Here is a 21,257-nt window from a genome sequence, read left to right as displayed (position 1 = left end):
TCACAAGCGATTTTGAATAACGCAAAAGGCCGGACGATCGCTCGTCCGGCCTTTTATTTTTTAAGAAATGCCAGAAGCTTAGTGGGCGCCGGCCAGAATGTTGCAAAGGCCTTCGCGCACGATTTTCTTGTCGGTTACCTGACCGGCCTGAATGTCGAAAATGGCATCGACGCGCACATTGGCGCCCTGCTGGCGAGCAACAACCCGCAGCGTCTGGATGCGGCCGGAACCGGTGGTTTCCTGAAAGGCGTTGATTGAGGACAGGCCCTTATCGATCTTCACGCCGTCAAATCCTTCGGCGGATACGGCCTGCGCCAGCTTCTGCAGCATGGCCGGCGCCTTCGCCTTCGGAAACACTTCGAAAGTGCGGTAGCTCATCGCCGACAGCATCGGCACGCCGCTGACCTTGAAATTCGTGTCGCAGGTGGCAGCACTGGCGGCTCCCGCCATCAAACCTGCTGCTGCCAGCGAAAGGCAAAAAAGTCTCATTTCCCAACCCCGTGATCAAAACAATGCATAACGGTCGGGGAAACTAGGAGAACATGTCGGTTCTGCAAGCCGTATTTCTTGCACATTGACAAATAGGGGAAGAATACCCTGCCGGACGGGCAGGGTATCAAGGTAATATCAGGCGTCGGCGCTATCTTTATTTTCCAGCGCCACGCGCACCAGGCGGCAGTTTTCGTCTTCGTTGGACAACAGCGTCACCGGATCGACCATGCCGAAAGCGACGCCAAGGCCATTGGCCGCAGCCCAGCCCCAGTTGTCCTGCGCCATCTGCAACAGGCGAGGGCCTTCGCTGGTGATACAAGTCCTTGCCGCATCCATCAGCTCAGGCGTTGGCAGCCGATCGCTCAACTCCGCCTGCAACGGTGTGACGACGAAGATGGCGAAGAGGTAGCTGATGAAGTCGGACAATCAAATCTCCTGAGGGTTTTCCGGTAACTGGGGATTCGATAATGACTGCACAAGTATGACAGATAGCTGACCTTGCTGGACCGATCGGCTCTTTACTGCGTCTTCTCGCCTCATTAATCCCCCTTGCGGCGGCCCCGCAAGCGGAGTATCAGCCGCCGATAAAATAAGCGTCGAAACGGCCGGCAAACCGTAAAACGTCCTTGCCCTGAAACCGTGTCGCAACCGGCGTCCTGGAGCGCCTTCCTGTCATGAATAAAACAGCGGCTTCGGCCGTCGGCGGCAACGCCGTTCTGGTCGGCATCTCCCTGATGCTCGTCGGCATTCTCATGTTCGCCTTGAACGACGCCATGGGCAAATGGCTGGTTGCCAGCTTTTCCGTGGGACAGGTCCTGCTGATGCGCTCGTTCGGCGCCTTTTTCGTGCTCGGCCCGATGCTCGCCCGCCGTCCGCTCTCCTCCCTGGTCACGGTTGAGAAGCCGCATCTGCAGCTTGCCCGCGTCGTCATGGCGACGGCTGATACCGGCCTGTTTTATGCCGCAGTGGTCTATCTGCCGCTCGCCGATGTCATGACCTTCTACATGGCCGGCCCGATCTATGTGGCGGCAATCTCGCATTTCCTGCTGGGTGAACGTATCGGCTGGCGCCGCTGGCTGGCCGTTACCATCGGTTTTATCGGTGTTCTGGTCGCGCTGCGCCCGTCGGAAGCGATGCTGTCCTGGCCGTCCATTTTTGGTCTGGTCGGCAGCCTGTCATTCGCGCTGTCCATGGTGCTCGGCCGCGTTTTGCGCTCCACCTCCGATACCACGCTCGTCACCTGGCAGACACTCGGCTGCCTCGTCACCGGTGCTGTTCTTTGTATCGGCACCTGGGTTCCGTTCAGTCTGGAACAGCTGCTCGCCCTGCTTCTGCTCGGCGTGGTGTCCTGCTCGGCGCATCTGATGATCACCCGCTCGCTGAAACTGGCACCGGCCTCGGTTCTGGCACCGCTGCAATATACGCTGCTGCTCTGGGCTATCGTATTCGGCTGGGCGTTTTTTGGGGAGTTTCCCGAGATACACACACTCGTGGGTGCCGCCATCATCGTGCTTTCCGGCCTGTTCATCTTCCACCGCGCCAAGGTGAAGGACGAGCAGCCGCTGGTGCCCAACAATTCCAGCCACGGCTGAGGGCGGAGCCCCGGCCGGTTGCAATTTCCTGTGGTTTTTGCGCCGGCCATCTTTCAACCGTCGCCGGTACGGACCAAAACACCGGCATGGCCAAGCTCTATTTCCACTACGCGACGATGAATGCCGGCAAGTCGACCATGCTCTTGCAGGCCTCCTACAATTACCGGGAGCGCGGCATGCGCACGGTGATTTTCATCGCCGCCTTCGATGATCGCGCCGGAACCGGCAAGGTGGCGTCGCGCATCGGCCTGTCGTCTGAAGCCATCCCTTTCCGCGCCAGCGACGATCTTTACGCCCAGATCGAGGTGATGCACGGCCAAGAGCCTATCACTTGCGTTTTCATCGATGAGGCGCAGTTCCTGTCGGCCGAGCAGGTGTGGCAGCTTGCCCGCGTGTCGGATCGTATCGGCATTCCGGTGATGGCCTATGGCCTGCGCACCGATTTTCAGGGCAAGCTTTTTCCCGGTTCGCACGAACTGCTGGCGATCGCCGACGAGCTGCGCGAAGTCCGCACCATCTGCCATTGTGGCCGCAAGGCGACGATGGTCGTGCGCGTCGGTGCGGATGGCGAGGTGGTGCGAGAAGGCGCGCAGGTGGAAGTCGGCGGCAATGACCGTTACGTCTCGCTCTGCCGCCGCCACTGGGAAGAAAAGATGAGCGGCGAATAGACCGGCAAAGTTTCAGCCTTCCAGTTCATGCCGTTCAGCCCGCGCATCGAGCGCCTCGGCAGCGGCCCGTAAAAACGCTGTCCGGCGATCATCGGCAGCAACCTGCGGCCCCGGCTGAATTTCATCGCGGATACTTTCCATGAAGCCCAGATGGTCGAAAGTATCGGAAGCAATATTGACATCGACCTCGTCCAGATAGTGGGACAAAAACGGCTCCAGCGAGAGGTTCTTGTCCTTCTGGTATCTCAGCGCCATCTCGCGAGCGAGTTTGACCATTTGTACATGCGGGCCAAGTTTGGCACTCATCCAGGAAATCTCCTTCGGTGTTGTCATTCGGTGCGACTGTGGGCTTTAGAAGAATGTCAGTCGACCGCATTTGTTTCTAGTGCCGCGTTGATGAAGGACAAGTCTTGCGCATTCACGGATGGCGGGCAATCGATAACGGTTGCGACAACTGCGTTTTGACCATGGATTGCGCAGGATCGATGGCTGGAGTTTGTAAAATGACTGCCTTCCTCCCTCACGCTGCCGTCACGCGCCAGATCACATCCCCGACATCATCCGCCATCAGCACCGCGCCATCGGCGGCCAGCGCCACGCCGACCGGGCGGCCATAGGAGTATTTTTCGTCGGGCGAGAGAAAATCGCTCAGAATGTCGCGCGGCAGGCCGACCGGCTTGCCGTTTTCGAAGGCGACGAAGGCCAGCTTGTAGCCGGAAAGTTTCGATCGGTTCCACGAGCCGTGCTGGCCGATCGCCATGCCCGACGGAAAGCCCGGCAATGTTCCTTCCGGCAGCCAGCAAAGCCCCAGCGACGCCGTGTGCCCGCCCAGCGCATAGTCGGGCTGCAGCGCTGCGGCCACCTTTGCGGTGTCCTGCGGCACGCGGTCGTCCACCACCCGGTCCCAGTAACAGAAGGGCCAGCCGTAAAAGCCGCCGTCACGCACCGATGTCAGATAGTCGGGCGGCGTCTCGTCACCCAGCCCGTCGCGCTCGTTGACGACGGTCCAGAGCATGCCGCTCTCGGGCTCAAACGCCATGCCGACGGGATTGCGCAGGCCACCGGCAAAAATGCGCGATTGGCCTGTTGCGAGATCGTATTCGTGAATGCAGGCGCGGTTTTCTTCCACCGCCATGCCGCCATCCGCGATATTTGTCAGTGATCCGACGGCCACGTAAAGCTTGGTCCCATCCTGGCTGACGATCAGATTGCGCGTCCAGTGCCCGCCGGGCACCAGATCCATCAGCTTTTTGCCGGCCTGTGTGATCTTTGTGGCGCCCGCCTCGTAAGGGTAGGCCAGCAGCGCATCGCTGGCGCCGACATAAAGTGTCTCGCCGACCAGCGCGATGCCAAAAGGCTGCCGCACGTTCTCGATATAGGCAAAACTTTGCTCGGCCACGCCGTCGCCATCGGCATCGCGCAGCAGCGTCACCCGGTTGGCGCTTTCGCCGGCAGCGCCCGCCCGCTGCATTGTCGCCGACATCGCATGTTCGAACAGGCCGCGTGGCGTGCCCCGCTCGCCCATCGATTCCGCCACCAGCACATCGCCATTGGGCAGGACATGCATATTGCGCGGATGCACCAGACCGCGCGCAAACGCGTTGACCTTCAACCCCTTGGCGGCCGTCGGCTTGTGGTCGCCTTCCCAGCCCCTGGCGGTCGGCATTTTCAGCGTCGGTATCTTGCCCTGCGGCTTGGCGACCGGAATGGCCGGCGTCGTGCCGTAGACCGGCTGCCGCAAGCCATCGCCCGAATGGCGAATGGCCACGGCGCATTGGCCGACAAGAGCGACAAAACGGGCAAAAAGAGAAGGTTCGGCCATGGGTTGCCTCAGGATTTGCGGAGAAACATAGGTCGGAGCCGGAAGCTAATGCCTTTTTCCGGGCATAACCAGAGGATGGGGAGAATTATCACCAGGGGCGGACGCCGCTCCGTTCGAAGCCACATCGAATGCGCTTGCCAACCGTCTTGCCAAAGCGCAAGCATGCAGAGAGTACGGGGCAGCCATGGCTAAAAAGGCTTGCCAATCAGCGTGTGACATGGTTTGACCCGGCCAATTCGCGGCGCGCGTGCGTCGCCTTCATTATCAGGACATCGCAAATGCCTACGGAAAACCCTCATCTTCTGATCGTCGAGGCGCGTTTTTACGACGACATGGCCGATGCGCTGCTCGATGGCGCCACCACTGCCATCACCGCTGCCGGCGCCACCTATGATGTGATCACCGTTCCCGGTGCGCTCGAAATCCCGCCGGCGATTGCCATGGCGCTCGATGCAGCTGAAAACGACGGCAAGTTCTACGACGGCTTTGTCGCGCTCGGCATGGTCATTCGTGGTGAGACCTACCATTTCGATATCGTTGCCAACGAATCCTCGCGTGCGCTGATGGATCTGGCCGTGTCGGAATCGCTCGCCATCGGCAACGGCATCATGACCGTTGAAAACGATGAGCAGGCCTGGGCCCGCGTGCGCCGTTCGGACAAGGACAAGGGTGGTTTTGCCGCCCGCGCCGCACTCACCATGATCGCCCTGCGCGAAAAGCTGGCGGGCTGATACGATGGCACGTGATCTCGACCAGCCGGTCAAGCCGGCAAACCAGCGCGGCGCTGCCCGTCTTGCCGCCGTTCAGGCGCTTTACCAGATGGATATCGGCGGCACCGGCGTGCTCGAAGTCGTCGCCGAATACGAGGCGCACCGCCTCGGCCAGGAACTCGACGGCGATACCTACCTGAAGGCCGATGCTTCGTGGTTCCGCTCCATCGTCGCCGGCGTCGTCCGCGATCAGGAAAAGATCGACCCGATGCTGCGTTCCGCGCTTCAGGAAGACTGGCCGCTGTCGCGTCTCGATTCGACCCTGCGCGCCATGCTGCGTGCCGGCACGTTCGAATTGATCGAACGCAAGGACGTTCCAGTCGCGGTCATCGTAACGGAATATGTCGAAATCGCTCAGGCCTTCTTCGAGGGTGAAGAACCCAAGATCGTCAACGCGGTTCTCGATCGTCTCGCAAAACAGATCCGGGGCGACACCAGAAAGTAACGGGGAAGAAAAAGATGGATGCGTCTGGGGCAACCGGTAGTTCGCATGGTCTCGAAGGCCAGCTGAAAACCGCCAGACGCAACGTTTTCATTCTCTCCGGTACACAGGCCATTCTCGGCTCCATTGCGCCGCTGACGATTTCGATCGGCTCGCTTGCCGGTTATCAGCTGTTGAGCCTCGACAAGTCGCTGGCGACGCTGCCGGTCACCGGCTTCAATATCGGTACGCTGCTCGGCGCTGTGCTGATCGCCATTCTCGCCCGCCGCCTCGGCCGGCAGCATGCCTTCATGTTCGGTGCTATCATCGGTGCCATGGGTGGCGCGCTTGCCACCGTTGCCCTGTTGCGCGGCGATTTCTGGCTGTTTGCCGCAGCGCTGACGCTGATCGGCACCTGCGGCGGCTTTACCCAGAAAATCCGCTTTGCCGCTGCCGATGCTTCGCCGTCCTTTTTTAAGGCCAAAGCGATCTCGTGGATTCTCGGGGCAGGGGTCGTCTCCGCCGTCATAGGTCCGCAACTGGCCATCTGGGCCAAGGATATCTTTGAGCCCTTCACCTTCGCCGGCACCTTTCTCGCCATCGTGCCGCTGGCGATTCTGTCGATCGGCATTCTGTTTTTCCTGAAGCTTCCGGCGCCTACAGCCCCGTCAGGCCATGCCGAACAGGCCCGTCCGCTGCGGCAGATCGTCGCCACGCCGCGCTTCCTCACCGGCATGCTTTGTGGCATCGGCACCTATTCGCTGATGAATTTCGTGATGATCGGCGCACCGCTCGCCATGGTCATCGGCTGCGGTTTCCCCACCGAAATGGCCACACTCGGCATTCAGTGGCATGTGCTTGCCATGTTCGCGCCAAGCTTTTTCACCGGCATGCTGATCTCCCGTTTCGGTGCGGAAAAGCTGGTCATCGCCGGGCTTTTCATCCTCATGGCCTGTGCGGTTGTCGCCCATATGGGCGTTGAGCTGTGGAATTTCTGGGCCGCATTGGTGCTGCTGGGCGTGGGCTGGAACTTCGGCTTTATCGGCTCGACCGCCATCGTCGCCTCCAGTTATCGCCCGTCGGAAGCCGACAAGGTGCAGGGGTTTCACGATATCGTCCTGTTCGCCGCCGTGGCACTTGCCTCGTTTTCCTCCGGCAAGGTTTTCACCGCCTTTGGCTGGTCGGTCATGAACCTCGCCATCTGGCCGGTGGCAATCGCCTGCCTGTTTCTGGTTCTCAACCTTCTGAGGCTACAGCGCCGCCAGCCGGCCTGAACTGTCCCGGCATCGCAGTCAGCGCCTGCCTGACGATCATCAACGACATCACAGCCTGCTCGACCTCGCATGACGCATCCGCTCCCGGACGGTTGTGCACGAGGGCTTGACGCACCTTCGCGCGCACAGCAATCTCCCGGTCGCGCTGCTTTGCCGTCCTTGGGAGGGGAGGGTGCAGCGACCGGGCGTTTCTGCCCGCCATACCTATGCATATTTGGCGTTGCGTTTTTTGGAGAGGAAAAACGAATGACAGTGCTTACAGGGGTAATCATCTGCGGATTTCTATCGATCGTCTACGCCGTCTGGGCGACACGATCGGTTCTCGCCGCAGATCAGGGCAATGCCCGCATGCAGGAAATCGCAGGTTATATTCGCGAAGGCGCACAGGCCTATCTCACCCGCCAGTACATCACCATCGGCATTGTCGGCGCCGTCGTCACCGTTGCCGTCTGGCTGCTTTTGACCGGCCTTGCCGCTTTCGGCTTCGTCATCGGTGCCGTGCTGTCGGGTGCTGCCGGCTTTATCGGCATGCATGTCTCGGTGCGCGCCAACGTCCGCACCGCGCAGGCATCGTCCGTCAGCCTTGCCGCCGGCCTCGACATCGCCTTCAAATCCGGTGCCATCACCGGCATGCTTGTGGCGGGGCTCGCCCTTCTCGGCGTCTCCATCTATTTTGCCATCCTGACGGCGGGCCTCGGGCATGAACCCGGTTCGCGCACCGTCATCGATGCACTCGTTTCGCTCGGCTTCGGCGCGTCGCTGATTTCCATCTTTGCCCGCCTCGGCGGCGGCATTTTCACCAAGGGCGCGGATGTCGGCGGCGATCTCGTCGGCAAGGTCGAAGCCGGTATTCCGGAAGACGATCCGCGCAACCCGGCCACCATCGCCGATAACGTCGGCGACAATGTCGGCGATTGCGCCGGCATGGCGGCCGACCTGTTCGAGACCTATGCCGTCACCGTCGTCGCCACCATGGTTCTGGCTGCGATCTTCTTCACCGGCACGCCGACGCTTGGTGCCGCCATGCTTTATCCGCTGGCCATCTGCGCGGTCTGCATCCTGACCTCGATCGTCGGCACGTTCTTCGTGCGCCTCGGCCCCAACGGCTCGATCATGGGCGCTCTTTACAAGGGCCTGATCGCAACCGGCCTGCTGTCGATTGCAGGCCTTGCGGCCGCCACTGCCGTCACCGTCGGCTGGGGTTCGATCGGCACCGTCGCCGGTCAGGATATTACCGGCGGCAACCTGTTCGTCTGCGGCATTATCGGCCTGATCGTCACGGCACTGATCGTGGTGATTACCGAATATTATACCGGCACCAACAAGCGCCCGGTCAATTCCATCTCGCAGGCGTCGGTCACCGGTCACGGCACCAACGTTATTCAGGGGCTTGCCGTGTCGCTCGAATCGACAGCACTGCCGGCCATCGTCATCTGCGGTGGCATCATAGCCACCTACCAGTTCGGCGGCCTGTTCGGTACCGGCATCGCCGTTACCACCATGCTCGGCCTTGCCGGCATGATCGTTGCGCTCGACGCCTTTGGCCCGGTCACCGACAATGCCGGCGGCATCGCCGAAATGTCTGGCCTGCCGCCGGAAGTGCGCAAGGCAACCGATGCGCTCGATGCGGTCGGCAACACCACCAAGGCTGTCACCAAGGGATATGCCATCGGCTCAGCCGGTCTCGGCGCGCTCGTCCTGTTCGCCGCCTATTCCAACGACCTGCAGTTCTTCGCCGCCAATCCGTCGCAATATCCGTATTTCGAGGGCATTGGCGACATTTCCTTCAGTCTGTCCAACCCTTACGTCGTCGCCGGCCTCATCTTCGGCGGCCTCATTCCCTACCTGTTCGGCGGCATCGCCATGACGGCGGTGGGAAAAGCGGCGAGCTCGATCGTCGAGGAAGTCCGTCGCCAGTTCCGCGAAAAGCCGGGCATCATGCAGGGCACGGAAAAGCCGGATTATAGCCGTGCCGTCGATCTTCTGACGCGGGCCGCCATTCGCGAGATGATCATCCCGTCGCTGCTGCCGGTTCTCGCACCCGTTGTCGTGTATTTCGGCGTGCTTCTGATCTCCGGCTCCAAGGCTTCGGCCTTTGCCGCCCTCGGCGCCTCGCTGCTCGGCGTCATCGTCAACGGCCTGTTCGTGGCGATCTCGATGACCTCGGGTGGTGGCGCCTGGGACAACGCCAAGAAAAGCTTCGAGGATGGTTTTGTCGACAAGGACGGCCAGCGCCACCTGAAAGGCTCCGATGCCCACAAGGCTTCGGTGACTGGCGATACGGTCGGTGACCCTTATAAGGATACAGCGGGTCCGGCCGTCAATCCGGCGATCAAGATCACCAACATCGTCGCTCTTCTCCTGCTGGCAATCCTCGCCCACTGAACAGCGAATCGAAAACACAAAAAAGCCCGCGAACCATATGGTTTCGCGGGCTTTTCCTTGAAGCTTCAAGCCGTGGTTACGGCTGTGCCTGCTGGAATATGTTGCGGGCAGCGGCTGCGGCTGCACCCGGTCCGGAACCGCCGGTCAGCAGCTGCTGCAGGAAGGTCAGATCCTTGCCGCCTGTCGGCGTGGTGCGCGAGATGGTGTCGAACACCTTGCCGTCCTGCATCGTATAGCTGGCGCGGCGATCAACGACGCCATCCTTGTTGAAATAGACGGCAACAACGGTCTGGTCGACCACGCGCGGCTTCATGAAGGCGGCGCTGCGGCGGCGAACCTGAGAGATGTAATAGAAGACTTCGTTGTCGAAGGTTGCCGTGGTCGACGGCGTGCCCATGCTGAGCATGACCTGTTCGCGGCTTGAGCCGACGGGGATCAGATCGAGCGCCTGCTTGTCGACGACATAACCGCTATAGATCGTATCGCCGATACCCGTGGTGCAGCCGGAAAGGCCAAGCGTTGCGATGACGAGCGCGATTGCGGTCTTGTTCATCAGTTTCATGTCGGGCCCGTAAACGCGCTTCTTCACACCAGTCCTCATGTCTTCCACCTCGCCGCAAACCGGCTCCCCTGCTACACACAGCATTGTGGCTATTCCGCGAACAGGACCATAACCTTGGTCGTCCACGGCCACTTGGGTGTCGCTTTGCCGCGTTCCGCTGAACGGCGTTGCAATTCGTGCCTGCTTCGGTAAACCAGCTTTCGTTTGCATGCAACACGGCCGCCATCCGGACGGGCGCTTTTGCTGGCGATGTTTGACGGGATTTCTCATGTTTTTCGGTCTGTTCGGAAAAAACAACCAGAACCGCGCAATTGTCGACCGGCAATATGCGACGCTGACCGCCGCCGCGCGCGATCCGTATTTCTATACCGATCTTGGCGTGCCGGACACCGTCATGGGTCGGTTCGAAATGCTGTCGATCGTGATGATCCTGTTTTTTCGTCGCACCCGGACATCGCCGCGCAGCGGGCAGGAAATCGCGCAGGAAATCGTCGATGCCTTCTTTCAGGATATCGATCATTCCATTCGCGAACTCGGGATCGGCGACCAGGGCGTGCCCAAACGCATGAAAAAACTGGCCGGCATGTTTTATGGTCGTCTTGAAGCCTATGCCGCAGCGCTCGACGCAAAAGACGAGACGGCATTGGCGGAAGCGCTGAGACGGAATATATACCCTGAAACGCAAGAGGGCGCGCCCGCCCCGACGCCTGTGGCCATGGATGGTCTGGCGCGCTGGATGGGCAAGGCAGACGCCGATCTTGCGGCTCTGGATGAACAAGATATTTCCCGTGGAAATGCGCAGTTGCGCAGGCCGGGAAGCGAGGCATGATGCAGAACGATATTCACGAAGAAAAGCCGCCTTTCTCCTACGGCGTCAAGGTTGGTCACGTCTCGACCAATGCCATCTCGGTCAAGGCCGAGGCCGATAATCGCGAGCTGGTTGAACTTGCCAAGGCGTGGAAGGTCGTTTCGGTCGAAGCGCTTTCGGCCGAATTGCAGATCAATCGCTGGAAGCGCGACGGTATCCGCGTCAGGGGCAAGGTGAGCGCCAGACTGACGCAGGAATGCGTGGTGACGCTTGATCCGATCGAAACCAGGATCGAAGAGGAATTTGAGCAGATTTTTGTGCCGGAAGGCTCAAAGCTTGCCCGCGTCGCCACCGGCACGACGGCTGAAATGGTGCTCGATCCCGATGGTCCGGACCTTCCGGAAACCTTTGCCGGCGATACGCTCGACGTTGGCCCCATCATCAGCGAGTTCGTGGCGCTGGCCATTGATCCCTATCCGCGCAAGCAGGGTGCGGAATTTGCCGATCATATCGAAATGGGCGATGAAGAAGTCAGCAAGCGCCCATCGCCCTTCGCTGCCCTGAAAGACTGGAAAAACGGGCAGTAGCGTTTCGCTTTCGACATAATTGAGTTATATGCGAGCCGAAATTTATTGTTTTGGCCGCGATTTCGCCTGAGGCGAAACAGAAGGAAAAAACCAAGCGTGATCAGAATCTCAATCGATGCCATGGGTGGCGATGCCGGACCTTCGGTCGTCATACCGGGCGTCGCCAAGGCGCTCGAGCGTCATCCCGAGGCAATGTTTCTGATTTACGGCCAGAAGGATGTCTGCGAGCCACTTATCGCCCAGCATCCCAAACTGCGCGAAAAATCGGTCTTCCATCATTGCGATGTCGCCGTTGCCATGGACGAAAAGCCGTCAGCGGCTCTGCGTCGCGGCCGCAACGTCTCCAGCATGTGGCGCGCCATCGATGCCGTGAAGCAGGGTGAGGCGGATGTCGCCATCTCGGCCGGCAATACTGGCGCCTTGATGGCGATGGCGAAACTCTGCCTGCGCATGCTCGATGGCGTCGATCGCCCGGCCATCGCCGGCATCTGGCCGACGCTTCGCGGCGAAAGCATCGTGCTCGATATCGGCGCCACCATTGGTGCGGATGCCCAGCAGCTTCTCGATTTCGCCGTCATGGGCGGCGCCATGGCGCGCGCCCTGTTCGAGATCGAGCGCCCGACCGTCGGCTTGCTCAATGTCGGCGTCGAAGAGGTCAAGGGCCAGGAAGATGTCAAGGAAGCCGGTCGCCTGATTCGCGAAGCTGGGTTCACCACCATCGATTATCGCGGTTTCGTCGAGGGCAATGATATCGGCAAGGGCACGGTCGACGTCGTCGTAACCGAAGGCTTTACCGGCAATATCGCTCTCAAGACTGCCGAGGGCACTGCCCGCCAGATCGCCGAACTGCTGCGCGCCGCCATGTCGCGCACGCTGCTGGCCAAGATCGGTTATCTGTTCGCCAAGGGCGCTTTCGATCGCCTTCGCGAAAAAATGGATCCGCGCAAGGTCAATGGCGGCGTCTTCCTCGGCCTGAACGGCATCGTCATCAAAAGCCATGGCGGCACCGATGCGGAAGGTTATGCCGCCGCGATCGACGTCGGTTACGACATGGTCAGAAACGCCCTGAACGAAAAGATCGCGCAGGACTTGAAAACATATCACGCCAAGCATCAGCCCGATCAGGGCCCAGAAGAAGCTGCGTGAGGACAGGACAGAAAGCATGATCCGTTCAGTGGTACGCGGTTTCGGGGCAGCGCTTCCGAAACGGGTTGTCAGCAATGCCGAATTGGAAGGCATGGTCGAAACGTCGGACGAGTGGATCGTTCAGCGCACCGGCATCCGGCAGCGATATCTCGCCGGGGAAGGCGAAACGACCGCTTCGCTCGGCGAGGCAGCGGCCCGCGCCGCCCTCGAGCGCGCCGGCCTGACGGCCGACGATATCGACCTCGTCATCGTCGCCACCTCGACGCCGGACAACACCTTTCCGGCGACTGCCGTCAACATCCAGCACCGCCTCGGCATGACCAAGGGCTATGCCTTCGACGTGCAGGCCGTCTGTACGGGCTTCGTCTACGCCATGGCGACGGCTGATGCGCATTTGCGCGCCGGCCTTGCCAAGCGTGCGCTGGTCATCGGCGCCGAAACATTTTCCCGCATCCTCGACTGGAACGACCGCACCACCTGCGTGCTGTTCGGTGATGGCGCCGGCGCGCTGGTTCTGGAAGCGCAGGAAGGCGAGGGCGCGATTTCCGATCGCGGCGTGCTGACCGCGCATCTGCGCTCTGACGGCTCGCACAAGGATAAGCTCTATGTCGATGGCGGCCCGTCCTCGACAGGCACCGTCGGTCATCTGCGCATGGAAGGCCGCGAAGTCTTCAAATACGCCGTCGGCATGATCACCGACGTCATCGAAGCTGCCTTCGAAGCCACCGGCACGACGGCCGAAACGCTGGACTGGCTGGTGCCGCACCAGGCCAACCGCCGCATCATCGATGGTTCGGCCAAGAAACTCGGCATTCCGGGTGAAAAGGTCGTGGTGACGGTCGATATGCACGGCAATACGTCGGCCGCTTCCATCCCGCTTGCACTCTCCGTCGCCGCCGGTGATGGCCGTATCAAGCAGGGCGATCTGGTCATGCTGGAAGCCATGGGTGGTGGCTTTACCTGGGGTGCCTTGCTCGTCCGCTGGTAATCTGCAGACAGCGCCCCATATGCGTAAAAGAAACGGGAGATACCTTAGCCAAGCGACGGATAAGCGAATGGAAGCAGACGCTTGACCGCCGCCGCCAAGAAACATAAGCTCCCTTCTGCTTTGATAACAATAATTTCTGATGGGCGGGGGTCATGGCCGGTAAGACAGTGACGCGAGCAGATTTGGCGGAGTCGGTTTTTCGCAAGGTCGGGCTCTCTCGGACGGAATCTGCTGAGCTTGTCGAAACCGTCATCGACGAAATCTGCAACGCGATCGTGCGCGGGGAGATGGTAAAACTGTCTTCTTTCGCGACTTTTCAGGTTCGCGCCAAGAACGAGCGTATCGGCCGCAATCCGAAGACGGGTGAAGAAGTGCCGATCTCGCCACGCCGCGTGATGACCTTCAAGGCCTCGAACGTGCTCAAGCAGCGTATTCTCAAAGCCCACACCCAGCGCAAGAACAAGCAGAAGCCTGCCAACCCGGCAGCCTGACCTTCCGCATCTCCTGTGGCAAACGTGAGCGGGTGCTTGAAACCGGGCGCCCGAACCGTTGTTATGTGACGAATCGTGAAACTGCTGCTGCCCCTTTGGTGTATGCGGCATGCCGCCGGAGACGAGCCCCTTGGACAAGAGCCCTGACGCCTTTCGCACCATCAGCGAAGTCGCAGACGATCTCGACCTGCCGCAGCACGTGCTGCGCTTCTGGGAAACCCGTTTTCCGCAGATCAAGCCGATGAAACGTGGCGGCGGGCGCCGTTATTACCGTCCCGACGATATCGATCTTCTGAAGGGCATCCGGCACCTGCTCTATGATCACGGTTATACGATCAAGGGCGTGCAGAAGCTTCTGAAGACAAACGGCAACAAGTTCGTCTCCGCCATCGCATCCGGCGATCTCGCCACGATGGAAGCGATCATGGCGGCGAATGGCGAAAAGGCCGCCGCCGAACCGCGGGTCGCCAATCCCGACGAAGACCAGATTGTCGGCCGCCCCAAGGCCAAGCCGAGCGGTCGCTTCTTCGGTTTCGGCGGGGGAGGCGACGATCTGCCGGAAATCTCCGTCGGCAAGAGTTCCGTCGGCAAGGAAGACCGGGCGCTGCTTCAGGAAGCATTGTTCGACCTTCTCGAATGCAAGCGGCTGCTCGATCAGGTCCGCTGACGGATTTTACAAAAACGGAAGTCTATTTTCGAGTTCACGTGGAGTTCCCGATGGTGTGAACACGTTTTTTTGTTCGTTCACCGCTGGTTCATCGCCAAAAAGCGACCATATCCTCATCAAATAGCTAGGTGAGGAAGATGAAAATGAAAAAACTCGCGATCATCGCCCTGTCTGTTGCAACGGCATTTATGGGTGTCGCACCTGCACAGGCTTTCCCGTCGGTAGCATCTGCGCCTAAGGTTCAGCAGCAGCAGACGACGGATGTTCAGACTGTCCAGTATTGGGGTGACCGGCGTGAATGGCGCCATGGCGGCCGCGGCTGGGATCGTGGTCGTGGCTGGGATCGCGACCGCCGCTGGGACCGCGACCGTCGTTACGGTAACCGCTATTACCGCCGCCATCACCGCAACAACGCGGGTGCCATAATCGGTGGTCTTGCGCTTGGCGCGATCGTCGGCGGCGCCATTGCCAACTCGCAGCCGCGTTATGCACCGGCACCGCGATATTACCAGGGCGCAAGCTCGCACACACAGTGGTGTGCCAACCGCTATCGCTCGTACCGGGCATATGACAACACGTTCCAGCCCTATAACGGCCCGCGCCAGCGGTGCTATTCGCCTTACTGAGGTGAACTCGAATCATCAAAGAAACGGCTCGCGAAAGCGGGCCGTTTTTTTGTGATCAGGATCAGCAACTGAAAACGGTTAGTTGCTTCCGCGGTTCACGAAGAGGATTTTAAAGATTTGAAATTTTGCTGGGGAACATCAAGAGTTTAATTGGTCGGGACGGCAGGATTTGAACCTGCGACCCCTTGACCCCCAGTCAAGTGCGCTACCGGGCTGCGCTACGCCCCGACCTGCCTCTTGCGAGGCAAGACCTCCATAAATGCTCGCCACGATGCACGCAAGAGCAAATCGCCACGATTGCAAATAGTTCAGCGGTAAAGCGGCGCGCGGGTGGCGTTCATCAGCAACTCCTGCTCGGATGCAAATTGCCCAAGCAGCCGTACGAGACGGTTCTCTTCCCTGTCGTCAAGGCGATAGCGCTTGGCGAATTCACTGACGTTCCAGACCTTGCGGACTGTATTGCTTTCGATGGATTGTCCGGAGAGATGTGTGCTCATGAAGTTCCCGCATTTCTTATTGTGATGCGCGGCGTCAACGACGATCCGCGCATTTTGTTCCGGGGAGTTTAGAGCATTTTCGTAAAATGCGGATGACAGCCGTCCAGGCGATCAGTTTTCTTCGACCTTCACGCCGTCCTGTCCGATGCTGAGTTCGACGCCCTTCGGCTTGCTCTCTTCGTTGACGACGTAAGCGCCAAGCCCGACCACGGCGATGATGAGTGCGCCGATGATGAGGTAGAGGCCGTTATTGCGGGACATGCGATTACTCCTTTGGCATTGACGCGGTAAATGGCGCGACATGCGTTACACAATTTGCCCGCGACAACGGCGGTCGTGCCAAAATGTTCCAGCATGATGAAAGATTTACGCGAGGGACGAGTGTCAGTCGTCGTTGGTCGCATTCAGCCGCTCGGGACGAAGACCTTCGTCGGCAGTTCCACTGCGCAGGCGGATGCCGGGTCCAATCGAAGCATCTTCCTGGCCGGCGGCCAGAAACACGATGCCGCGGCTTTCGAGTGCCGATTGCAGCCGGCTGGCGAGCAAGGCGTCAGAGAACGTCTCACCCTTTTCGGCTTCGTAAATGTCGCTGGCGGAAAGGCCGGTGAGGGCGGCAAGCTCGTCCACCGTCAGACCGATCATGGCGCGCCCGGCGCGGAGTTGGGAAACTGTCAGCATCAGGGGAAACTGGAGACGATCGCAGCGAAGTCAAGGCTTGCGCTTGCCCCGGTTCAGCAATCGAGCAGGGAGCGTTCCGCCTGTGCGGCCGAGCCGCTTGCCGGTGGCCGAGCCCGCTTTTCGCGTTCAGCCCGCTGGTGGCGGCTTTCCAGTGCCGCACAGCCCCAGACGATACCGAACAGGATATAAACGTGCCGCCAGTGGTCGATGTCGATGACGTTGCCGATCAGGGCGTGGCCGGCCACCATCACCCAGGCGATCATCAGATAGGGCTGCCACGGCCGGTCGCGCAGAAGATTGCGGAAACCGATGATCAGTGTCCACCAGATCAGGATGATGTAGCAGACGAAACCAAGCCAGCCGTAAGTGGTCAGCGATTTCAGCCAGATATTGTGTTCATCCTCGCCGAACATTTTTCCGAGCATCATCGGCCCGAGGCCGAGCGGGCGCTCCATCGACATTAGAAAACCCATCTTGTGGCGCTCGAAGCGGCCAAGGCGGGCGCCATCATATTCCTGAACCAGCTTGGCGCGGCTCTCGAACAGGTTGTAGACCTTTTTCGACTGCATGGCGGCGGCCATGCCGAGCGTCATCACCAGAATGGCGGCAATCGACAGGGACAGGATTTTCAGGCGAAAGGCGCCTGTGCGCTCCTTCAGCAGCATGATGGCGACGAGGGCGATGGCCGAGAAGGCAAACAGCGCCCAGGCGGCACGCGAGAAGGAAAGCAGCACGCCCAGCGAAAGCACCATCAGGCCGGCAATGTCGAGCGGTGCTTCAATCAGCTTGCCGCTCAAAAGGCGATAGATCAGATAGAGGGCAGGAGGCACCAGATAGGGACCAAACACGTTCGGGTCCTGAAAGGCCCCCTTGGCACGGTCGTAAAGCGTGAAAACCTCGAAGCCGGGCAGGGCATGGAAATAACCCAGAATACCAAGCATGGAAGTGATTACCGCCGCTGCCACCCATGCCTTGAAGATCAGCGCCAGCCGGCGATGCTCGTCTTCGATAATCGCGGCATAAAAGACGGAACTTAACGCCAGGAAGAGCGACACCGCGACATACATCGGCCCGCCCGAAATATCCTTCATCACCGTCAGCGAAAACATGCCGCCGACATTGAACAGCAGAAGCAGGACCAGAAGAGGCGCATTGGCGCGCGAGATTTTCAGGCCGAGCAGAAACCACAACGCGATCTGCGCTGCCATGACCAGTTCATAAGGGGCGGGCTCGGAAATGACGAAGCCTGACAGGAAGACCCCGAGGGCAACCAGCATGGAACCGCAGATCCGCAGAGCCGCAAGCTGCGGCCGAAAGGGGCGTGCCGGGCTGTCAACGATCGCGCTCAATAGGCATTGTCCGTATTGAGAAGCCGGATCGGCGTCAGGAACAGGATCTTCAGATCGAAGAGCAGCGACCAGTTCTCGATATAGTCGAGATCATAGGTGATGCGGGCGCGGATCTTCTCATCGGTGTCGATTTCGCCGCGCAGGCCGTTTATCTGAGCCCAGCCAGTCACGCCGGGCTTGACGCGGTGGCGGGCAAAATAGCTTTCGACGACATCCACATATTTGCGGTCGCCGGTCTGGGCCTGAACCGCATGCGGGCGTGGGCCGACCAGCGAAAGGTCGCCGCGCAGCACGTTGAAGAACTGCGGCAACTCGTCGAGCGAGGATTTGCGGATAAACCGGCCGACCGGCGTCACGCGCGGATCGCCCTTGGTGACCGCAAGCTTTGCGGTCGGATCGCCCAGATGCGTGTACATCGAGCGGAATTTCAGAACGTTGATGATCTCGTTGTTGAAGCCGTGACGCTTCTGCACGAACAGGATCGGGCCGGCAGAGGTCAGTTTCACGGCCAGTGCCACGCTGAGCATGACCGGCCAAAGGAAGACGATGGCAAGCATCGAGAAGAAGATGTCGAAGGCGCGTTTGGCAACCGAATCCCAGTCGCGGATCGGCTTGTCGAAAATGTCGAACATCGGCACGGCGCCGACATGGCTGTAGGCGCGCGGGCGAAAACGCAGGCGGTTGGCATGTGCGGCAAGGCGGATATCGACCGGCAGCACCCAGAGCTTGCGGATCAGTTGCAGGATGCGATCTTCTGCCGTCGGCGGCAGCGCGATGATCAGCATGTCGATGCGGGCGAGACGCGAAAATTCCACCAGTTCGGCGAAGGTGCCGAGTTTCGGATAACCGGCGACGACTTCGGGCGAGCGGTCGCTGCCGCGATCGTCGAAGATGCCGCAGATGCGGATATCGTTATCGGGCTGGCGCTCGAGCGCACGCGCCAACTCCTTGGCCGGCTGGCCGCCGCCGACGATAACGGCACGGCGTTCCATGATGCCGTTGCGAGCCCAGTTGCGGATGGCGAAAGCGGTAAGGAAACGTTCTATCAGCAGGACGCAAGCCCCGCCGACCAGCCACACGATCAGGCCCACGATCGTCGGAGCGCCATCTGCGGCCAAGAGAATGCCGGTGCTGATAGCCACGCCGATGACCCAGCTGCCAAGCAGGCGCATGCGTGTGCGGCCGGGTGCGCGGATACTGGGGATCTGATAGGCGTCGGCAAGCTGCAACAGCAGCACGACGAGTGCCGCGCCGGCGCCGATGACGGAAAAACGAATGGCGAGTGACCGTTCCGCCGGGCCGAACAAGAGTTCGGCCATCAGGCCGACCGCCAGCATCAGCAGGAATTCGACCAGACGATACTGGCCGATCAGCATGGAAGGGGAATAGTTTTCGTCGCGGAACTGTTCGGCAACCTGACGGGCGAGCGGGTTGAGTTCCACCGGCTCGTGCGGATCAGGTGTGGAGGCAACGCCATCCGAAACACGGCGGCGCAATGCCTCGATATCGAACTGCTCTTGTCCTTCGAGCTTGCTCATCATGTGCGATCTCGTCCTCACTGGCGGAGGATGTATCACAACATTCGGTAAGAAATCGTTTAGATGTTGCTGATGCGAGCGGTCAGGTCCCGGTATAGCGACAGCATCTGATCGGCCATTGCAGAGGCTGAAAACACCGCCCTGAAGGCGTCTGGCGCCGGCATCACGTCTTCGCGCCAGGTGGGGTTGGTCATCGCGTCGACCATCACATGTGCAAGGTCCGCCGCATCGCCGGGTATGGCAAGGGCGGCACTTTCGGCCCCCAGAATTTCCGGAATGCCGCCGACACGGGTGGCGATCACCGGTTTTTCGGCGGCCAGCGCCTCGATGACGATATAGGGCATGGCCTCGGCGCGGGATGGCACGACGACATTGCGCGCCAGTGCAAACGCCTGCCGTGCCGGCATTGCCTCCAGCATGCGGATACGGCGGCCAAGGCCGCGCTCGGCCATCATCCGGTGATAACGGTCGCGATCCGGCCCATCGCCGACCATCACGGCCGAGAGGGGGCGCCCGACAGCACGTTCTGTGCGGCCGAAGGCATCGATGAACTTGTCGGGACCTTTGAGGTCACGCAACATGCCGATGTAGAGGAAATCCGCGTAGTCTTCCGCCGGCGTAACCGGCCCGAATTCGCCGTCGCGCACGCCGTTATAGATCACCTGCGACCGTGTCGTGATCGGGCCAACCTTGGTTTCATAGGCGCGGCGCTCGAATTCACAAACGAAGACGAGGCTGTCGGTAAAACGCTCCTGAAACCGTTCGAGCTTCAGAACCACCCGACCGGACAATTTTGCCCGGTCATAATGCAGACTGCCCCCGTGGGGCGAATAGAGGCGGGCTACGCGATACTTGTTTACCCGCAGGGCTGAGCCGATGAGCCGTGCCAGAACGCCACCCTTGGCGCCATGACCGTGCAAGACATCCGGCTGCAAACTCTTGATGTGTTTGTAGCTTTTATAAAGCGCATTCAGATCCGACGGTGCTACCGAACGCCGGATTGGGATGCGTATAAGACCGAGGGAGAGATGCGGCCTGATTGTGTCGAACAGCCGCTCCTCGTGAGCACCACCCGTGGAACTGTCACAGAGAATACCAACCTCGTGGCCGGCTGCCCGATGTTCCTCCACCAGATCACGGACATGTCGGAAGATGCCGCCGACCGGTGACCTGAAGCAGTGGATAATCCTGAGAGGGCGCTCCGTAGGCGTCATGATGTGCGATCAGAAGAGACGCTCGCGGACATAGATCGTGTCGCCGGCAAGCACGGCGCTTGAGATCGATGTCCGGCCGGTAATGCTGCGCCCGTTGATCTTGCGGGTCACGTCGATGTCGCGCTGGTTGCCGCGGGGCGTGAAGCCGCCGGCAATGGCAATGGCGTTCTGCGCAGTCATGCCGGGCACATAGGAATACTGGCCGGGGCGGCCGACTTCACCCATCACGAAGACCGGGCGATAGCGGTCCATCTCGATGGTGACATCGGGATCGCGCAGATAACCCTGCTTGAGTTTGGCGGCAATCGCACCTTCAAGCGCGACCATGGTCTGGCCACGTGCTGCGACCTGACCGATCAGCGGGAAGGAGATATAGCCGGCCTGATCGACCGTATAGGTATTGGAAAGACCGGTCTGTTCGAACACGCTGACGCGCAGGCGGTCGCCGCTGTCCAGCCGGTAGGGCTGGATGGTTGCTTCCTGAAAGCTTTTGGGTGCCGGCTGATACGTGCTGCAGGCGCCAAGCATTGTCGTCGCGGCAAGTGCTGCGGCCAATGCAATTTTTGATCGTGAACGGACGAAAGACATCTCGCGACAGGGCTCCGGCAATAAAACCATGGCGGTCGTTATCGGTCCATTAGGGTTAATGCCCGGTAAAGAGGAGCGGAAATTCGTGTATAGC

Annotated in this window: 25 protein-coding genes and 1 tRNA gene; 13 read left to right on the top strand and 13 right to left on the bottom strand. The window is 60.3% G+C overall.

The window, feature by feature from the left end; translation table 11 throughout:
* Window positions 1-78: 78 nt before the first annotated feature.
* The gene (locus AAIH70_RS02335) at window positions 79-489 is read right to left on the bottom strand and encodes a hypothetical protein (RefSeq protein ID WP_132273152.1); all 411 of its coding nucleotides are present in this window, start codon (window positions 487-489) and stop codon (window positions 79-81) included.
* Between the two features lie 138 nt (window positions 490-627).
* Window positions 628-918: a hypothetical protein gene (locus tag AAIH70_RS02330; protein ID WP_132273153.1), complete on the bottom strand. Its 291-nt coding sequence runs from the start codon at window positions 916-918 to the stop codon at window positions 628-630.
* 248 nt (window positions 919-1,166) lie between these two features.
* Here AAIH70_RS02330 and AAIH70_RS02325 point away from each other — a divergent pair, with 248 nt between their 5' ends.
* Both AAIH70_RS02325 and AAIH70_RS02320 read left to right on the top strand, forming a co-directional pair.
* The gene (locus AAIH70_RS02325) at window positions 1,167-2,084 is read left to right on the top strand and encodes a DMT family transporter (protein WP_132273154.1); all 918 of its coding nucleotides are present in this window, start codon (window positions 1,167-1,169) and stop codon (window positions 2,082-2,084) included.
* A gap of 86 nt (window positions 2,085-2,170) precedes the next feature.
* Window positions 2,171-2,752 (top strand): thymidine kinase, encoded by a 582-nt coding sequence (locus tag AAIH70_RS02320; protein ID WP_132273155.1) that lies wholly within the window; start codon window positions 2,171-2,173, stop codon window positions 2,750-2,752.
* 12 nt (window positions 2,753-2,764) lie between these two features.
* Here AAIH70_RS02320 and AAIH70_RS02315 read toward each other — a convergent pair whose 3' ends face one another.
* The gene (locus AAIH70_RS02315; RefSeq protein WP_132273156.1) at window positions 2,765-3,058 is read right to left on the bottom strand and encodes a hypothetical protein; all 294 of its coding nucleotides are present in this window, start codon (window positions 3,056-3,058) and stop codon (window positions 2,765-2,767) included.
* Between the two features lie 214 nt (window positions 3,059-3,272).
* On the bottom strand, window positions 3,273-4,574 hold the full coding sequence (locus tag AAIH70_RS02310; RefSeq protein WP_132273157.1) for a PQQ-dependent sugar dehydrogenase: 1,302 nt from the start codon (window positions 4,572-4,574) through the stop codon (window positions 3,273-3,275).
* A gap of 278 nt (window positions 4,575-4,852) precedes the next feature.
* Here AAIH70_RS02310 and ribH point away from each other — a divergent pair, with 278 nt between their 5' ends.
* The 4 genes from ribH to AAIH70_RS02290 all read left to right on the top strand — a co-directional run bounded on the left by ribH (window position 4,853) and on the right by AAIH70_RS02290 (window position 9,424).
* A complete protein-coding gene (ribH, locus tag AAIH70_RS02305) occupies window positions 4,853-5,305 on the top strand; it encodes a 6,7-dimethyl-8-ribityllumazine synthase (protein WP_132273158.1) in 453 nt (150 codons plus the stop codon).
* A 4-nt stretch (window positions 5,306-5,309) separates the two neighbouring features.
* Complete coding sequence (gene nusB, locus AAIH70_RS02300; protein ID WP_132273159.1) at window positions 5,310-5,789, top strand: transcription antitermination factor NusB; 480 nt, start codon at window positions 5,310-5,312, stop codon at window positions 5,787-5,789.
* 14 nt (window positions 5,790-5,803) lie between these two features.
* The gene (locus AAIH70_RS02295) at window positions 5,804-7,039 is read left to right on the top strand and encodes an MFS transporter (RefSeq protein WP_132273160.1); all 1,236 of its coding nucleotides are present in this window, start codon (window positions 5,804-5,806) and stop codon (window positions 7,037-7,039) included.
* A gap of 246 nt (window positions 7,040-7,285) precedes the next feature.
* A complete protein-coding gene (locus AAIH70_RS02290; RefSeq protein ID WP_132273161.1) occupies window positions 7,286-9,424 on the top strand; it encodes a sodium-translocating pyrophosphatase in 2,139 nt (712 codons plus the stop codon).
* A gap of 76 nt (window positions 9,425-9,500) precedes the next feature.
* On the opposite strand, the gene AAIH70_RS02285 is transcribed toward AAIH70_RS02290, so the two are convergent.
* On the bottom strand, window positions 9,501-10,025 hold the full coding sequence (locus AAIH70_RS02285) for an outer membrane protein assembly factor BamE (RefSeq protein ID WP_132273162.1): 525 nt from the start codon (window positions 10,023-10,025) through the stop codon (window positions 9,501-9,503).
* A gap of 229 nt (window positions 10,026-10,254) precedes the next feature.
* Between AAIH70_RS02285 and AAIH70_RS02280 the strand changes: the two genes are divergently transcribed.
* The 7 genes from AAIH70_RS02280 (at window position 10,255) to AAIH70_RS02250 (ending at window position 15,299) form a co-directional block, all read left to right on the top strand.
* Window positions 10,255-10,815, top strand: a complete 561-nt coding sequence (locus AAIH70_RS02280; protein WP_132273163.1) for a ubiquinol-cytochrome C chaperone family protein — start codon at window positions 10,255-10,257, stop codon at window positions 10,813-10,815.
* Window positions 10,815-11,381, top strand: a complete 567-nt coding sequence (locus tag AAIH70_RS02275; protein WP_132273723.1) for a YceD family protein — start codon at window positions 10,815-10,817, stop codon at window positions 11,379-11,381. Before AAIH70_RS02280 ends, AAIH70_RS02275 begins: the two co-directional genes overlap by 1 nt.
* A gap of 96 nt (window positions 11,382-11,477) precedes the next feature.
* The gene (gene plsX / locus AAIH70_RS02270) at window positions 11,478-12,527 is read left to right on the top strand and encodes a phosphate acyltransferase PlsX (protein ID WP_132273164.1); all 1,050 of its coding nucleotides are present in this window, start codon (window positions 11,478-11,480) and stop codon (window positions 12,525-12,527) included.
* A gap of 16 nt (window positions 12,528-12,543) precedes the next feature.
* Window positions 12,544-13,515 (top strand): beta-ketoacyl-ACP synthase III, encoded by a 972-nt coding sequence (locus AAIH70_RS02265; protein WP_132273165.1) that lies wholly within the window; start codon window positions 12,544-12,546, stop codon window positions 13,513-13,515.
* Between the two features lie 152 nt (window positions 13,516-13,667).
* Window positions 13,668-14,006, top strand: a complete 339-nt coding sequence (locus AAIH70_RS02260) for an integration host factor subunit alpha (RefSeq protein WP_112728403.1) — start codon at window positions 13,668-13,670, stop codon at window positions 14,004-14,006.
* Between the two features lie 130 nt (window positions 14,007-14,136).
* Window positions 14,137-14,673 (top strand): MerR family transcriptional regulator, encoded by a 537-nt coding sequence (locus AAIH70_RS02255; RefSeq protein WP_132273166.1) that lies wholly within the window; start codon window positions 14,137-14,139, stop codon window positions 14,671-14,673.
* Window positions 14,674-14,816: 143 nt separating this feature from the next.
* Window positions 14,817-15,299, top strand: coding sequence for a BA14K family protein (locus tag AAIH70_RS02250; RefSeq protein WP_132273167.1), 483 nt, complete (start codon window positions 14,817-14,819; stop codon window positions 15,297-15,299).
* A 151-nt stretch (window positions 15,300-15,450) separates the two neighbouring features.
* Here the strand turns inward: AAIH70_RS02250 and AAIH70_RS02245 are convergent.
* From AAIH70_RS02245 to AAIH70_RS02210, 8 genes are all read right to left on the bottom strand, one after another.
* Window positions 15,451-15,527: transfer RNA gene (locus AAIH70_RS02245), tRNA-Pro, on the bottom strand.
* Between the two features lie 80 nt (window positions 15,528-15,607).
* Window positions 15,608-15,796: a hypothetical protein gene (locus AAIH70_RS02240; protein ID WP_132273168.1), complete on the bottom strand. Its 189-nt coding sequence runs from the start codon at window positions 15,794-15,796 to the stop codon at window positions 15,608-15,610.
* 111 nt (window positions 15,797-15,907) lie between these two features.
* Entirely contained in the window at window positions 15,908-16,057 is a 150-nt protein-coding gene (locus AAIH70_RS02235; protein WP_165931982.1) for a hypothetical protein, read from the bottom strand.
* A gap of 123 nt (window positions 16,058-16,180) precedes the next feature.
* The gene (locus tag AAIH70_RS02230) at window positions 16,181-16,474 is read right to left on the bottom strand and encodes a DNA-binding protein (RefSeq protein ID WP_132273169.1); all 294 of its coding nucleotides are present in this window, start codon (window positions 16,472-16,474) and stop codon (window positions 16,181-16,183) included.
* Window positions 16,475-16,527: 53 nt separating this feature from the next.
* Window positions 16,528-17,823, bottom strand: a complete 1,296-nt coding sequence (locus tag AAIH70_RS02225; protein ID WP_132273170.1) for an O-antigen ligase family protein — start codon at window positions 17,821-17,823, stop codon at window positions 16,528-16,530.
* On the bottom strand, window positions 17,820-19,361 hold the full coding sequence (locus AAIH70_RS02220) for an undecaprenyl-phosphate glucose phosphotransferase (RefSeq protein ID WP_430033521.1): 1,542 nt from the start codon (window positions 19,359-19,361) through the stop codon (window positions 17,820-17,822). Before AAIH70_RS02220 ends, AAIH70_RS02225 begins: the two co-directional genes overlap by 4 nt.
* Before the next feature lie 59 nt (window positions 19,362-19,420).
* Window positions 19,421-20,575 carry a glycosyltransferase family 4 protein gene (locus tag AAIH70_RS02215; protein ID WP_132273171.1) on the bottom strand — a complete coding sequence of 385 codons (1,155 nt, stop codon included), beginning with the start codon at window positions 20,573-20,575 and terminating at the stop codon, window positions 19,421-19,423.
* Between the two features lie 9 nt (window positions 20,576-20,584).
* Window positions 20,585-21,163, bottom strand: a complete 579-nt coding sequence (locus AAIH70_RS02210) for a polysaccharide biosynthesis/export family protein (protein ID WP_132273172.1) — start codon at window positions 21,161-21,163, stop codon at window positions 20,585-20,587.
* Window positions 21,164-21,257 lie beyond the last annotated feature (94 nt).

It is taken from the genome of Neorhizobium sp. BT27B (genome assembly GCF_050455485.1).
Classification (GTDB): Bacteria; Pseudomonadota; Alphaproteobacteria; order Rhizobiales; family Rhizobiaceae; genus Neorhizobium.
This window is presented reverse-complemented; position numbering and strand designations above follow the sequence as displayed.